This is a genomic window from Paraburkholderia pallida (genome assembly GCF_004524855.1).
Classification (GTDB): Bacteria; Pseudomonadota; Gammaproteobacteria; order Burkholderiales; family Burkholderiaceae; genus Paraburkholderia; species Paraburkholderia oxyphila.
The window spans coordinates 2,246,190-2,260,670 of sequence record NZ_CP038148.1; the positions used below are offsets into that span (position 1 = coordinate 2,246,190).

At 66.8% G+C, this 14,481-nt stretch carries 10 protein-coding genes; 6 read left to right on the forward strand and 4 right to left on the reverse strand.

Annotated features, from left to right (window positions below; translation table 11 throughout):
* Window positions 1-55: 55 nt before the first annotated feature.
* The 3 genes from E1956_RS10215 to E1956_RS10225 all read left to right on the forward strand — a co-directional run bounded on the left by E1956_RS10215 (window position 56) and on the right by E1956_RS10225 (window position 4,601).
* On the forward strand, window positions 56-1,780 hold the full coding sequence (locus E1956_RS10215) for a sensor histidine kinase (RefSeq protein WP_134748550.1): 1,725 nt from the start codon (window positions 56-58) through the stop codon (window positions 1,778-1,780).
* A 42-nt stretch (window positions 1,781-1,822) separates the two neighbouring features.
* Window positions 1,823-2,419: a response regulator gene (locus E1956_RS10220; RefSeq protein ID WP_134748552.1), complete on the forward strand. Its 597-nt coding sequence runs from the start codon at window positions 1,823-1,825 to the stop codon at window positions 2,417-2,419.
* Window positions 2,420-2,606: 187 nt separating this feature from the next.
* Window positions 2,607-4,601, forward strand: coding sequence for a hybrid sensor histidine kinase/response regulator (locus E1956_RS10225; protein ID WP_134750504.1), 1,995 nt, complete (start codon window positions 2,607-2,609; stop codon window positions 4,599-4,601).
* 170 nt (window positions 4,602-4,771) lie between these two features.
* Here E1956_RS10225 and mscL read toward each other — a convergent pair whose 3' ends face one another.
* The 4 genes from mscL to mfd all read right to left on the reverse strand — a co-directional run bounded on the left by mscL (window position 4,772) and on the right by mfd (window position 11,465).
* On the reverse strand, window positions 4,772-5,221 hold the full coding sequence (gene mscL / locus E1956_RS10230; protein ID WP_134748554.1) for a large conductance mechanosensitive channel protein MscL: 450 nt from the start codon (window positions 5,219-5,221) through the stop codon (window positions 4,772-4,774).
* Between the two features lie 204 nt (window positions 5,222-5,425).
* A complete protein-coding gene (locus E1956_RS10235; RefSeq protein ID WP_134748556.1) occupies window positions 5,426-6,460 on the reverse strand; it encodes a threonine/serine dehydratase in 1,035 nt (344 codons plus the stop codon).
* 64 nt (window positions 6,461-6,524) lie between these two features.
* Window positions 6,525-7,766: an acetylornithine deacetylase gene (gene argE, locus E1956_RS10240; protein WP_134748558.1), complete on the reverse strand. Its 1,242-nt coding sequence runs from the start codon at window positions 7,764-7,766 to the stop codon at window positions 6,525-6,527.
* Between the two features lie 219 nt (window positions 7,767-7,985).
* Window positions 7,986-11,465: a transcription-repair coupling factor gene (gene mfd, locus E1956_RS10245; RefSeq protein WP_134748560.1), complete on the reverse strand. Its 3,480-nt coding sequence runs from the start codon at window positions 11,463-11,465 to the stop codon at window positions 7,986-7,988.
* Between the two features lie 343 nt (window positions 11,466-11,808).
* On the opposite strand from mfd, the gene ispD reads away from it, so the two are divergent.
* The 3 genes from ispD (at window position 11,809) to E1956_RS10260 (ending at window position 14,468) form a co-directional block, all read left to right on the forward strand.
* A complete protein-coding gene (ispD, locus tag E1956_RS10250) occupies window positions 11,809-12,528 on the forward strand; it encodes a 2-C-methyl-D-erythritol 4-phosphate cytidylyltransferase (RefSeq protein WP_134748562.1) in 720 nt (239 codons plus the stop codon).
* A gap of 81 nt (window positions 12,529-12,609) precedes the next feature.
* Window positions 12,610-13,089, forward strand: coding sequence for a 2-C-methyl-D-erythritol 2,4-cyclodiphosphate synthase (ispF, locus tag E1956_RS10255; protein WP_134748564.1), 480 nt, complete (start codon window positions 12,610-12,612; stop codon window positions 13,087-13,089).
* A 230-nt stretch (window positions 13,090-13,319) separates the two neighbouring features.
* Window positions 13,320-14,468, forward strand: coding sequence for an acyltransferase family protein (locus tag E1956_RS10260; protein ID WP_134748567.1), 1,149 nt, complete (start codon window positions 13,320-13,322; stop codon window positions 14,466-14,468).
* The last annotated feature ends 13 nt before the right edge of the window (window positions 14,469-14,481 follow it).

Genomic DNA, 14,481 nt, shown 5'->3' on the forward strand with positions numbered 1-14,481 from the left:
CTCGCGCAGTTCGCTGCGCGAGGCGTCGCCGAGAGCGCCATCCAATCAAATCGACATGAAACTGTTCGCCAAGGGGCTTTTGCTGATCGCGATACCGAGCGCAATCGAGCTGGCGCTGCTCGGCGTCGTATTCGATACGCAAGGCGAGGCCGCCGAGGCCGCAAAGAGCGCCGAGAACAGCAAGCAGATCCTCTGGCAGGCTTCGAGCCTCGCCCATCCGTTGTTGCGGGAGGCCGCGCGCGTTCGCACGGCGATCGTGCTCGAAGACCCCGCGTTCATCGACCGCCGTGCCGTCTGGGCCGAATTCTCGGATCGTCTCTCGCTGCTCGCGCACATGGTGAGCGACAACCCTGCGCAGCTTGCGCGCGTGCAGCGCATCAACGACTATGCGCACGCGTGGCGCGCGCGCTGCGGCGAGGTGGCCGACGCCTTGCGCGCCGGCCGCATCAGCGGCTTCGCGCGAGCGGGCAGCGACGGTCTGCCGCCCGAAATCGGCGCGGTGCGCAGCGAGCTCGATGCGTTCGTCGCCGAGCAAACGCGTCTCGACGAAGCGCGCGGCGCCTCGCTGCGCGAGACCCGCGAGCGGCAGCAGGATGCGCTCATCGTCGCCGTGGTCGGGTCGATGCTGATCTGGGCCGCCACGGCGATCGTGTATGCGCGCAACGTGGGCCTGCGTCTGGCCGCGCTGAGCGCCAATGCGCAGCGGCTGAGCGAGGGGGTGGCGCTGGCGCGGCCGCTCGCCGGCGACGACGAAATCGCGGCGCTCGACGCCGTGCTCAATCAGACCAGCCGGCGCCTGCGCGAGGCCGAGCACGAACAGGCGGCGCTCAAGCTGCAACTGCAGGAGCGCGCCACGGATCTCGCCGCCGCCAACGACAATCTGCGCCAGGAGAGCCAGGACAACGAGATGTTCATCTACAGCGTCTCGCACGACCTGCGTTCGCCGCTCGTGAATCTGCAAGGTTTTTCGAAGGAGCTGCAGGTTTCGTGCGGCGATCTGCGCGAGCAGATCGATGCGGCGGATCTGCCCGCCGACGAGCACCGGCGTATGGTCGAGGTGCTCGACGGCGACGTCGACGAATCGTTGCAATTCCTGCGCCAGGCCGTGGCGCGCGCGGCGGCCATCATCGATGCGTTGTTGCGCATTTCGCGCGCCGGGCGGCTCGATTATCGCTGGCAGCGCGTGAATGTGGGCCGCGTGGTCGAGCGCGCGCTTGCGGGCCTCGCGGCGGGGCTCGTGCAGCAGGCGCGCATCGAGGTGCACGAGCTGCCGCCCGCGTGGGGCGACCCGGGGGCGCTAGAGCAAATCTTCAGCAATTTGATCGATAACGCATTGCGCCACCTCGATCCGGCGCGGCCCGGGCAGGTGGAGATCGGCGCGCTCGAGCCGGGCGAAGCGGCGGCACAGCCACCGGCATCGGCTTCGCCCCCCGGGCCTGGTGGCGGCCTGGCCCGCCCTGGCGGCGAGGCGGCTGACCGCACGGCGCCAGCCGTCATCGCCCATGTCCACGCACGTGATGCCTGGCGCATATCCGGCACACGCACGCGGACGTATTATGTGCGCGACAATGGCATTGGCATTCCGGCTGCGTATCAGCCGTTGCTGTTTCGCGCGTTCCAGCGCCTGCACGGAGGCGATTCGATCGGGCAGGGCACGGGGCTCGCGCTCGCCCGCCGTATCGTGGAGCGCCATGGCGGGCGCATCTGGGTCGAGTCGACGCAAGGCGCGGGTTCCACCTTCTTCGTCGCGCTGCCCGACGAACCGCTGCGCGCAGTATGAGGGCACACCATCGGATCGCATGAGGAAATGTCGGAGAGCGGCATGAGAGAACGAGAAGAAACGGCAGCAAAAGCGGGCGCAAAAACGGGGGAAAATGCGGGAGCACAGCCGAACCCATTCCCGTGCGGACTGAGCGCCGGCTTGCCGGCCGAGCCGGTGGATACGGGGCACCGTGTGAGCATCGTGCTGGTCGAAGACGACGACGGGCACGCCACGCTGGTCGAGCGCAACCTGCGGCGCTCGGGTGTGTCCAACGGCTTTTTGCGTTTTCGTGACGGCCAGGAGGCACTCGATTATTTTTTTGGTACGCCGGGCGCCGATACGCTTGCGGCGTCGAATTACCCGTCACGTGAAGAGCTGGCGAATTTCGTCGTCCTGCTCGATCTGCGCATGCCGCGCGTGGATGGCTTCGAGGTGCTGCGGCGGCTGAAGGCCGATCCGGTGACGGCCTCGGTGCCGGTGATCGTGCTCACGACGACCGACGATCCGCGCGAGATCGAGCGCTGCTACGAGCTGGGCTGCAATGTCTATATCACGAAGCCCGTCGAATATGACGCGTTCATCGAGGCGGTGCGGCGGCTCGGCTTTTTCCTTCAGGTCGTCAAGCTGCCGCCGGGGCATCGCTTTGTGCGTCCTTGACGGGCCCTCGCGCGTGCCTGCGCGTGCTCGTGCGCGCTTGTGCCTGCCCCGCGGCTTGCCGAGGACTTGAACGATCAGATACGGCTTTCGATTCAGGCATGACCACCATGACAATACTGATACTGGGCGTGCCCGCGGCGCGGCGCCAGTCACGAGGGATGCCAGACGCATGAACGGCATGAACGGCATGAATGAGGCGGCAACGATGTTGGCGGGCGCGCACGTGCTCGTTGTCGACGACGACGAAGGCATCCTGCGCCTCGCGCGCAAATCGCTCGTGCGGGCCGGCGCGCGCGTGGATACCTGCACGGGCGTTGGGGAGGCGCGCGCCGTGCTCGAGGCGCGCACGCCGGACGTGCTCGTGCTCGACTATCAGCTCGACGGCGCCGAAACCGGACTCGATTTTTTCCGCCGCCTGCGTGCCGAGGACGTGCGCGTGCCGGCCATTCTCGTCACCGGCTTCACCGACGAATCGCGCGTGATCGCCGCGTTGCGCGCGGGCGTCTCGGACGTGGTGCCGAAATCGGGCGATTACCTCGACTACCTGCCCGAAGCGGTGGCCCGTGTGCTCGCGCAGGTCGCGTTGCAGCGCGATTCGGACCAGGCGCTGCTCTTGCGCGATCGCGAAGAGCATTACCGCACGCTATCCGAAGCGCTGCCGCACCTCGTGTTCACCTGCGGCGCGGACGGCGAGTGCGATTTCCTTTCGAAGCAATGGTGCGAATACACGGGCCTCGACGCCGGCACGACGCATGGCCTCGCGTGGCTCGACGCCTTGCATCCGGACGACCGGGACGAGATTCGCGACACGTGGCTCAAGGCCGTGCGCACCAACAACGACGACTATCGCCACGAATTGCGCATTCGCCGTCACGATGGCGCGTATCGATGGTTCGATGTCCGAATCGTTGCGATGCGCGATCCGCGCGGCAGCGTCAACAAGTGGTTCGGCAGTTGTACCGACATCCACGCGCAACGCGAGTCGAACGAAGAGCGCGAGCTGCTGCTCGCCTCCGAGCAGGCGGCGCGTCAGGCAGCCGAAGAGGCCAATCGCGCGAAGGACCGCTTTCTGGCGATGCTCTCGCACGAACTGCGCACGCCGCTCACGCCGGTGCTGGCCGGCACGCGCCTGCTCGAGCAGATTCCCGGTTTGCCCGAGGCCGCGCGCGCGGGCGTGCTGATGATCCGCCGCAATATCGAGCTCGAGGCACGCCTGATCGACGATCTGCTGGATCTCACGCGCGTCGCGAACGGCAAGCTGAGCCTCACGCTCGACACGGTCGACGTGCACGAAGTGATCGACGCCGTGCTCGAGCTCTTTCACAGCGAAATGCAGATCAAGCAGCAGGATGTGCACGTCGAGCGCGAGGCGCAGCAGCACTATGTGCGCGGCGACCGCGCGCGCATGCAGCAGATGTTCTGGAATCTCGTGCGCAACGCGGCGAAGTTCACGCCGGACGGCGGCCACATCTTCGTGCGCACGCGCGACGAGCGCATGCATGTGGTGATCGAAGTGGAGGATACCGGCATCGGCATCGCGCCGGAGCAGATCGGCAAGCTCTTTCACGCCTTCGAGCAGGGCAGCCACAACATGACGCGCCAGTTCGGCGGCCTCGGACTCGGGCTCGCGGTGACGAAGGCGCTGACCGAGGCGCACGGCGGCACCGTGAGCGCGAAGAGCCCCGGCACGCATTGCGGCGCCACTTTCACGATCGTGCTGCCGACCGCCGCGCCTGGCTCGGGCGCCGCGCGCCCCGCGGACCACAGCGGGCCGCACCGCGCGGGCGCGCTCGAGATCCTGCTGATCGAGGACCACGAGGACACGGCCGAGGTCATGTCGCAACTGATCCGCGCGCTTGGCCACGAGGTGGCAGTGGCCATGAGCGTGGCCGGTGCGCTCGCGCTCACGGCCGCGCAACGCTTCGATCTGGTCGTGAGCGATATCGGCTTGCCGGACGGCTCGGGCATCGACTTCATCCGCGCGTTCCGCAAGGAGTCGGCGGCGCCGGCCATCGCACTCACCGGCTTCGGCACCGACGACGACGTGCGCCGCAGCATCGATGCCGGTTTCACGGCGCATCTCACGAAGCCCGTGAATTTCGAGCAGCTCGAGCGCCTGATCGAGGAGATGGTCACGCAGCGTGCGAGCGATATGTCGGACCCGGCGGCGCCGGCGGCTTGAGCGGCGCGCGATTGGCGCCTTGCGCGCCTCGCGTGCATCTGGGCGCAACGAGGCGCAACAGGACGAAAAAAACCCGCGTGGCCGAAACACGGCGACGCGGGTTTTTGTGTGGCTATCTTTACCGGCTGGCTATCTGGCGAGCGTTGATCCGTTGATCACGCAAGCGGCGCTCAGCGCGAATTGCTCTGCAGCGAATCGCGGATCTCGCGCAGCAGCAGCACGTCTTCGGGCGTGGGCGGCGGCTCGGCCGGCGCAGCAGCGGCATCCGGCTGGCGCAGCTTGTTCACGAATTTCACCATCAGGAAGATGATGAACGCGAGGATGACGAAGTTGATCACCGCCGTGATGAACGAGCCGTAGCCGAACACGGCCACGCCGGCGGTTTGCAGATCCTTGTACGAGTCGGGGTTGCCCTTGAAGGTGGCGGGAATGTGCCCGAGCCGCACGAACAGGTTCGAGAAGTCGAGGCCGCCCGTGGCGACGCCGATCACCGGCATGATGAGGTCCTTCACGACCGAGTTGACGATGGTCGAAAAGGCGCCGCCGATGATCACACCGACTGCGAGATCCATCACATTGCCTTTGACGGCGAATTCCTTGAACTCCTTGATGATGCTCATGAGCGGGCTCTCCTTGAACGGGGGCGGCACGGGCCAGGGGGGGCATAACGACGCAATGGCGCAATGATAGCGAACGCATTCGCAATGCGGTAGCGATTTGACACTGCATGACATTTGGCCGCTTGCCCGTTTTACGCGGCACGCGCTAGTGCATACGGCGTGCCCGGCGGGCGCTGGCGTCAATGCGCGAGTTGTCGGCCGGCGTTAGTGCTTTGGCACTGACTCCGGGCCCATGCATAGCTCGATCTGCTCGCTAAAGCGTCGCGGGTCCGTATTGGTCCCGCACAGCAGGACACCTACGCGCTTGCCCTGCAACGTGTCGCGCAGCGGCCCGTAGAGGCCCGCGGTGGCCGTTGCGCAGGCCGGCTCGACGGCCAGCTTCAGTTCGTCGAAGAGCAGGCGCATCGCCGCGCGCAGGGCGTCGTCCGAGACCGTGACGATGCGCTCGATATGACGGCGGCACAGCGTGTAGCTGTATTGCTCGGTATGCGGCGACATCAGCGAGTCGGCGATCGTCTGCATGTGAGTCATACGCACCGTATGGTTGGCCGCGAAGCTTCGGCTCATCGCGTCGGCGCCTTCGGGCTCCACGCCATAGACCTGCACGCGCGGATTGGCGAGGCGCAGCGCGGTGGCGACGCCCGCGGCGAGCCCGCCGCCGCCGATCGGCACGATCACGGCGTCGAGGTCGGGCGCCTGGGTCGCCCATTCGTAGCCGAGCGTCGCCGTGCCGAGCACCGTGCGATAGCCGTTGAACGGATGCACGAAATAGCGGCCTTCCTCGGCTTCGACGCGCCGCACGATCTCGAAGGCCTCGCGGCTGTCGCTGGCCCGCACGATCTCGGCGCCAAGCCGGCGGCACTGCTCGACGCGCGCCTCGCTCGCCGTGCGAAAGAGCACGACCTTCGCGCCGATGCCAAGGCGCCGGGCCGCGTACGCCACGGCGATCGCGTGATTGCCGCCCGAGACGCAGGTCACGCCCGCGCTGCGCTGCGCCGCATCGAGCGCGAGCAGGTGCGTGAACGCGCCGCGCACCTTGAAGCTGCCGCTCTCCTGCAGCAGTTCGAACTTGAAGTTGACGTGCGTGTTGCCGAGCGAGGGCAGGTCGTGACGATCGAACACCGGCGTGCGCAGCACCCACGGCGCAAGCGTGAAGTGCTGCGAGGCGATCTCGTCCAGCGTGGGTATGGCTTCGCCGTCTATCGTGCGATCGGTGGGCAGCGGCGTGGCGGTTGACATGGCGTTGGACCTGCGGCGCGGGACGTGATTATTGAGGATGACTATCCGGTTAGCCAGGCGCCCGCTACTGCGCCTGTGCGTCGACCGAAAGGCCGTGCACAAGCTTGCGCAGGAAACCTTCGCATGCCGCGAGCTGATCGAGCGAAACGAATTCGTTCGGCTTGTGCGCCTGCTCGATGTCGCCTGGCCCGCACACCACACTTGGAATGCCGGCGCGGGCGAACAGGCCCGCTTCCGTGCCGTATGCCACCTTGCGGCGCGACCGGTCGGACGTGAGCGCGCGCACGAGCTGGGTGATCGCCGCCTGCTCGCTGTCGTCGAGGCCCGGCGCCGCGGCGATCTTCATGAACTCGATTGCGCCGGCCGGGTTTTCGCGCTGCATCTTCGGCACGAGCGTCTCGCGCGCGTACTGCTCGATGCGCGCGAAGATCGTGTCGGGGTCGAGCGTGGGCAGGTTGCGGAATTCGAATGCGAAGCGGCATTCGGCCGGCACCGTATTGATGGCGTTGCCGCCTTCGATCGTGCTGGTTTGCGCGGTCGTGAACGGCACGTCGTAGAGCTCGTCGAACGGGCCCTTCGCGCGGAACTCGTCGGCCATGTCGCGGATGTAGCAGATCAGGCGCGCCGCGTACTCGATGGCGTTCAGCCCGCGCGGTGTGAGCGACGAATGGGCCGCGTGCCCGCGCACGCAGCATTGATACGCGTTGATGCCCTTGTGCGCCACGATCGGGCGCATGCTCGTGGGCTCGCCGACGATGCAGCCCTCGGGCTTCACGCCACGCTTCACGAGGTCTTCGATCATGAGCGGCGCGCCCACGCAGCCGACTTCCTCGTCGAACGACAGCGCGAGATGCAGGGGCTTCGCGAGCTTCGTCTGCTGGATCTCGGGCACGAGCGAGAGCGCCGCGCCGATAAAGCCCTTCATGTCGCAGGTGCCGCGACCGTAGAGCAGGCCGTCGCGGATCTCGGGCTTGAACGGGTCGCTGTCCCATTTCTGGCCGTCGACGGGCACCACGTCGGTGTGGCCCGAGAGCACGATGCCGCCGTCGGTCGAGCCGTCGTGCGCGGGCAGCGTGGCGAACAGGTTGGCCCATTTGCCGTCGTGGCCGTAGGTGAGCGTCGCTTCGATGCCGCGCGCGCGCAGGTCGTCGCGCACGGTCTCGATCAGCCCGAGATTCGGATGGCGGCTGACCGTGTCCATCGACACGAGGCGGGTGACCCAGGGGAGCGAGGCGGGAAGGGCGGCGGACGACGAAACTGCGGAGGGCGGTGTAGAAGACTGCGCTGATTCAGCGGCTATGGCCATGGTGGACTCCAGCTTGCTTGTCCATCCATATTACCCAAAAAGAATGGGCCAGGCCAAAGGCCCCGGCAGCAATAGCTCGTTGCGGATCGCGAACACGCGCACGGGCGCGCGCAAGCCTGCAATTACGTCGAATTCGCCGTCATGACGCGATGCAGCATCGCTCTCGCAGCGGCGCATGCGCAATATTTCCGCGCATGCGCCGGTGGTTTTTTCACGCGCTCAGCGTGCCGCCGCCCGTGCGGGCGCGCCCAGTGCGCGCAGCGTCTCCTTCACCGTCGCCACGCGCACCGCGAGGTCGGGGCTGCGCGTCTCGATGCGCAGCTTGTCCTGTCCCGCGAGCTTGACGTGCTTGTGCTTCTGCACCATTTCGATGATGCGCATGGCGTCCACAGGCGGATTCGGCACGAACTGCAGCCCGATCACGGCCTCGCCCGCGTCGATCTTGGTGATGCCGAGCGGCTTGGCCGCGAGGCGCAGGCGGTGCGTCTCGATGAGCGCGTGCGCCTGCGGCGGCATCTTGCCGAAGCGGTCGATGAGCTCCTCCTGGATGCCGTCGATCGAATCGTCGTGCTCGCAGTTCGCGAGGCGCTTGTAGAGCGACAGGCGCTCCTGCACGTCGCCGCAATAGTCGGCGGGCAGGATTGCGGGCGCGTGCAGGTTGATCTCCGTGGTCGCGGCGAGCGGCGCGGTCAGGTCCGGCTCGCGGCCGTCCTTGAGCGCCTTCACGGCGTCGTTGAGCATGTCGGTGTAGAGCTGGAAGCCGATCTCGTGGATCTCGCCCGACTGCTTGTCGCCGAGCACTTCGCCGGTGCCGCGGATCTCGAGGTCGTGCATCGCAAGATAGAAGCCCGCGCCCAGCTCCTCCATCTGCTGAATCGCTTCGAGACGGCGCTGCGCCTGTTTCGTGAGCCCCTGCGGATCGTGCACGAGCAAATACGCGTAAGCCTGGTGGTGCGAGCGCCCGACGCGGCCGCGCAGCTGGTGCAGCTGGGCGAGACCGAATTTATCGGAGCGATGCATGAGGATGGTGTTGGCGGTCGGCACGTCGATGCCGGTCTCGATGATGGTCGTGCACAGCAGCACGTTCGCGCGCTGTGCCACGAAATCGCGCATCACGGCTTCGAGCTCGCGCTCGTGCATCTGCCCGTGCGCGACGGCAATGCGCGCCTCGGGCACGAGCGCCTCGAGCATCGCGCGGCGGTTCTCGATGGTCTCGACTTCGTTGTGCAGGAAATAGACCTGGCCGCCGCGCTTGAGCTCGCGCAGCATGGCTTCGCGGATCACGCTGTCTTCCTCGCGGCGCACGAAGGTCTTGATGGCGAGGCGCTTTTGCGGCGCGGTCGCGATCACGGAGAAGTCGCGCAGGCCTTCGAGCGCCATGCCGAGCGTACGCGGGATCGGCGTGGCGGTGAGCGTGAGCACGTCCACCTCGGCGCGCAGTGCCTTCAACGCCTCCTTCTGGCGCACGCCGAAACGGTGCTCCTCGTCGATGATCACGAGCCCGAGGCGCTTGAACTGCACGTCGGAGGAAAGCAGCTTGTGCGTGCCGATCACGATATCGACGCTGCCTTCATTGATCTGCTGGATCGCCGTGCCCACTTCCTTCGCCGACTTGAAGCGCGAAAGCTCGGCAATGCGCACGGGCCAGTCGGCGAAGCGGTCGGTGAAGGTCTGCGTGTGCTGCTCCGCGAGCAGCGTGGTGGGCGAGAGGATCGCCACCTGCTTGCCGCCCATCACGGCGATGAACGCCGCGCGCAGCGCCACCTCGGTCTTGCCGAAGCCCACATCGCCGCACACGAGGCGGTCCATCGGCTTGCCGCTCGTCATGTCGCCGATCACGGCGGCGATGGCCGCCGCCTGGTCCGGCGTTTCCTCGAAGCCGAAGCTCTCCGCGAACTTCACGTAGTCGCGCGGTTCAAGCGCGAACGCGTGGCCCTCGCGCGCGGCGCGGCGCGCGTAGAGGTTCAAGAGCTCGGCGGCGGTGTCGCGGATCTGCTGCGCGGCCTTGCGGCGCGCCTTTTCCCACTGGCCGGAGCCGAGCGCGTGCAGCGGCGCGCTGTCCGGATCGGCGCCGCTATAACGCGAGATCACGTGCAACTGCGAGACCGGCACGTAGAGCTTGCTCGCGCTCGCATATTCGAGGTGCAGGAACTCGGTGTCGCCTTCGCCGAGGTCCATCGTCACGAGTCCGTGGTAGCGGCCGATGCCGTGCTGCGCGTGCACGACCGGGTCGCCCACCTTGAGCTCGGAGAGGTCGCGCACCATCGAATCGACGTTGCTCGCCTGCTCCTGGCGGCGGCGTCCCGCGCGGCGCGCGAGCGGGCCGTAGAGCTCGGTCTCGGTGATGATCGCGAGGCCTTCGCCGGGCAGCGCGAAGCCCGTCGAGAGCGGCGCCACGCCCAGCACGAAGCGCTCGTCGCCGGTGAGCCAGTCTTCGTAGCTGTCCGCGGACGTGGGGCGCAGATGGTTCTCGGCCAGCAGTTGCGCGATGGTCTCGCGGCGTCCCGCCGATTCCACCGCGAACAGCACGCGGTTCTTCGTGGTGTCGAGGTAGCCGCGCAGCGCGGCGAGCGGATCTTCGGCGTGGCGGTCGATCGCGAGGCCCGGCAGCGCGTTGGCCCAGCCCCCCGCGGTCGTGGCCGGCAGCGCGAGACGCGCGAAGGGCTTGGCGAGCGTGAAGAAGTCCTCGTCGGTCAGGAACAGGCGCTGCGGCTCCAGAATCGGCCGCTCGCGGTCATGCGCGAGGAAGTTGTAGCGCTGCTTCGTGTCGGCGGTGAAGCGGCGGATCGAGGTGTCCAGATCGCCCGAAAACACGAGTTGCGCGTTTTCCGGCAGATAGTGGAACAGCGTGGCCGTCTCTTCGAAGAAGAGCGGCAGGTAATACTCGATGCCCGCGGACGGCACGCCACTGCCGATGTCCTTGTAGATCGACGCGCGGCTCGGGTCGCCTTCGAACACCTCGCGCCAGCGGCTGCGAAACGCCGTGCGCGCGGCCTCGTCGAACGGAAACTCGCGGCCCGGCAAGAGCCGCACGTCCTTGACCGGATAAAGGCTGCGCTGGTTGTCGGGGTCGAAGGCGCGGATCGAATCGACTTGATCGTCGAAGAGGTCGATGCGGTACGGCAGCGGCGAGCCCATCGGGAACAGGTCGATCAGCGAGCCGCGCACGCAGTACTCGCCGGGCCGCATGACCTGGCTCACGTGCTCGTAGCCGGCCAGCGTGAGCTGCGACTTGAGCTTCGCTTCGTCGAGGCGCTGGCCCTGGGAGAAGGAGAACGTGTACGCCGCGAGGAACGAGGCGGGCGGCATGCGGTAGAGCGCCGTCGTGGCCGGGACGATGAGAATGTCGCAGCGGCCCTCGCCGAGATCGTGCAGCGTCGCGAGGCGCTCGGACACGAGGTCCTGGTGCGGCGAGAACGTGTCGTAAGGCAGCGTTTCCCAGTCGGGCAGGAGGCGTACGCGCGCTTCGGGCGCGAAGAACGGGATCTCCTGGGCGAGACGCTGGGCGTCCACGGCGCTCGCGCAGATCACGGCGAGCAGCGGAGCGCTCGCGCGCGAGGCCTCGCGGTAACGCGCGATCAGGAGCGCATCGGACGAGCCGTGCGTGCCGTCGAACGCGAAGCGCTGCCCCGGCTTGACGACGGCGACCGGGGACGGAGACGAAGACGGCGAAAGCGGGGATGCGGCGATATCGGACATAGGGGCAACAGGTTGGCGAGGCGCTGCGTATGCGGTTCGAGTGCGGTTCGTATGCGTTAGTCCCGGAACGCGTGCAGGGCAGGGAGCGTGCGGTCCGGATGTCGACAGCCATTCGTAAGGGTAAGGGCGCAAAAACACCATTCGGGACGTCGCGTCAGCGATTCCTGAACGGCGCCGATGCGTCTCAGGTGCCGGTGCGCCCGGCCTTGCGAAGGGCTGCCATCGTGCCCGCCATGCCCGCCGGCCAGCTCGGTTGCGGCGCTGGTTGCGGGCGTTGGGCGTACGGGTAAAGGACCTATTATAAAATCCGTCCTTTACTTTGACTCATGCGGCCAGCGATACCGTGACTTCACGCCTTTTTGCCCTGATCCCCTGCGCCGGCACCGGCAGCCGTTCGGGGTCGGCCATGCCCAAACAATATCGGACGGTTGCCGGACACGAACTCCTGCACTATACGCTTGCGGCATTCGACGCCTGCAGCGAATTTAGCCAGACGCTCGTTGTCATTTCTCCCGACGATAGCCATTTCGACGCGCGCCGCTTCGCCGGCCTGCGCTTTGCGGTGCGCCGCAACGGCGGGGCGTCGCGCCAGGCGTCGGTCTACAACGGACTCGTCGCGCTCGCGGACTTTGGCGCCAGCGACGACGACTGGGTGCTCGTGCACGACGCCGCGCGCCCGGGCATCACGCCCGCGCTGATCCGCACGCTCGTCGACGCGCTCAAGGACGACCCCGTGGGCGGCATCATGGCGCTGCCGGTAGCGGACACGCTCAAGCGCGTGGCGCCTCATCATGTGCCGGGCGGCCCGCGCATCGCCCGCACGGAATCGCGCGACGGCCTCTGGCAGGCTCAGACCCCGCAAATGTTTCGCATCGGCATGCTGCGCACGGCCATCGAGCGCGCGCAGCAAGAAGGCCACGATCTCACCGACGAAGCGAGCGCCATCGAATGGCTTGGCCATTCGCCGCGGCTCGTGCAGGGCAGCCTGCGCAATTTCAAGGTGACGTACCCCGAAGATTTCGCGCTCGCCGAAGCCATTCTCAGCCGCAACCCCGGAAACTGAGCGGGCGACTGAGTTGGCAACTGAGCCTCGGCGAGGCAGACCCACAAGCGCACTGCGCAACACGATACGGAAGACCCACACATGGACATCAGAATTGGACAAGGCTATGACGTGCACGCGCTCGTGCCAGGCCGCCCGCTCGTCATCGGCGGCGTGACGGTGCCCTACGAGCGCGGGCTGCTCGGCCACTCGGACGCCGACGTGCTGCTGCACGCCATCACCGACGCGCTGTTCGGCGCCGCCGCGCTCGGCGACATCGGCCGCCATTTCCCGGACACCGACAAACAGTTCTACGGCGCGAACAGCCGCGTGCTGCTGCGCGAATGCCTGCGCCGCGTGCAGGAGGCGGGCTTCTCGCTCGTGAACGTGGACAGCACGGTGATCGCGCAGGCGCCCAAGCTCGCGCCGCATATCGAAGCCATGCGCGCGTGCATCGCGGAAGATCTGCAATTGCCGCTCGATCGCGTGAACGTGAAGGCGAAGACCAACGAGAAGCTCGGCTATCTGGGCCGTGGCGAAGGCATCGAAGCGCAGGCGGCAGTGCTGCTCACGCGCGCGTGAAATTCGCGCGGTCTTCGGATCGCATCGCGTGGCACATCTAATTAAATGGCGTGCCGCAAATGGCGTGCCCGAAAAGTGTCGAACGCATCGCGCAGGCCGCGTGCCTGCTCCCGCATAAAAGGCGGTGATTGCACCTGCAATCACCGCCTTTGCTTTTCTTGTCGATTAATTTCCGTTTTTTTCGCCGCATACTAAATCGGTATTCAGGCGTACCGGAAGCGGAAAGGTTCATGACGGGACTCGAAAGACGCGTGAAAGGCCTCGACGGTCTCCGGGCACTGGCCGTGATGCTGGTGTTCCTCGCGCACAAGGCGCACGTCGAGGCGATCGACGCGGGCAAGATCGGCGTATGGCTGTTCTTCCTGATCAGCGGCTATCTCATCATCGGTGAGCTGCATCGCAACCGCCTGCGTGTCGAACAACGCACGGCGCGCCGCGATGCGGTGCTCTACGTGTTCTTCGTGAAGCGCACGCTGCGTATCTTCCCGGTCTACTATTTGCTGCTCATTGCGCTGACGATCGCGCATGCGTGCTTCTATCAACGCGATGTCGATTTGGGGCTCGCGTGGCATTACGTATTCCTCTCCAATTTCTGGATCGGCATCGTTCATGACGGATGGCCGGGCACGGTGTCGCATTTCTGGAGTCTCGCGGTCGAGCAGCAGTTCTATCTGATAGCGCCGTTTGCGCTGCTGTTCACGCGCGCGTCGCGGCATCTGGCGATTTGCATCGGCATGATTTTCGCCGCGGCGCTCGCGCATCTCGCGCTCTACGCGAGCGGAGCGATCGAGCCGCTTGTTTATGCGTTCTCGCCCTGGAATTTCGCCTTGCTCGCGCTAGGCGGCGTGCTGGCCATCGGCGGCGCACGCGTGCCTGAAGCGCCTGGAGACGGGCGGGTGCAAAGCGCCATCGGGTTCGTGCTCGCGTGCGCGAGTCTCGCGGCCCTCGCACTCGCGCGCGCCGATTGCGAGGCCTGCGAAGCGACGCAGCGCGCCATCCTGCCGGGCTTGCTCGATATCGGCCTCGCGCTGTCGCTTGGCGCCGTGTTCCTGTGGCTCGTGCGGCACCAGGACAGCCTGCTCGTGACCGCTCTCGAAGCGCGGCCGCTCGCGTATCTCGGCACGATCAGCTACGGCTTCTATCTTTTCCACAACTTGGTGCCGTCGCGCCTGGGCGAGGCGCCGGCGCTCTACACGAGCCTGCACGTGCCGCCGCTTGCGCAGGACTTGCTGCCGCTCGTCATGCAGTTCGCGCTTTCCGTACTGCTTGCGCATCTGTCCTGGCAGTTGCTGGAAAAGCGCGTGCTCGAGTGGAAGGAGCCGCTTGCCTCGGCGATCCGCAGCCGTTTGCCCGCGCGTGCCGCGGCAGGGCCGACCTGAGCGGATCTCACCG

What these genes read in the sequence shown, in the direction of transcription:
- E1956_RS10260 (WP_134748567.1), top strand. Translation starts at nt 13,320, where the DNA reads ATGACGGGACTCGAAAGACGCGTGAAAGGCCTCGACGGTCTCCGGGCA.
- mscL (WP_134748554.1), bottom strand. Translation starts at nt 5,221, where the DNA reads ATGAGCATCATCAAGGAGTTCAAGGAATTCGCCGTCAAAGGCAATGTG.
- E1956_RS10215 (WP_134748550.1), top strand. Translation starts at nt 56, where the DNA reads ATGAAACTGTTCGCCAAGGGGCTTTTGCTGATCGCGATACCGAGCGCA.
- argE (WP_134748558.1), bottom strand. Translation starts at nt 7,766, where the DNA reads ATGGCCATAGCCGCTGAATCAGCGCAGTCTTCTACACCGCCCTCCGCA.
- mfd (WP_134748560.1), bottom strand. Translation starts at nt 11,465, where the DNA reads ATGTCCGATATCGCCGCATCCCCGCTTTCGCCGTCTTCGTCTCCGTCC.
- E1956_RS10225 (WP_134750504.1), top strand. Translation starts at nt 2,607, where the DNA reads ATGAATGAGGCGGCAACGATGTTGGCGGGCGCGCACGTGCTCGTTGTC.
- ispF (WP_134748564.1), top strand. Translation starts at nt 12,610, where the DNA reads ATGGACATCAGAATTGGACAAGGCTATGACGTGCACGCGCTCGTGCCA.
- E1956_RS10235 (WP_134748556.1), bottom strand. Translation starts at nt 6,460, where the DNA reads ATGTCAACCGCCACGCCGCTGCCCACCGATCGCACGATAGACGGCGAA.
- E1956_RS10220 (WP_134748552.1), top strand. Translation starts at nt 1,823, where the DNA reads ATGAGAGAACGAGAAGAAACGGCAGCAAAAGCGGGCGCAAAAACGGGG.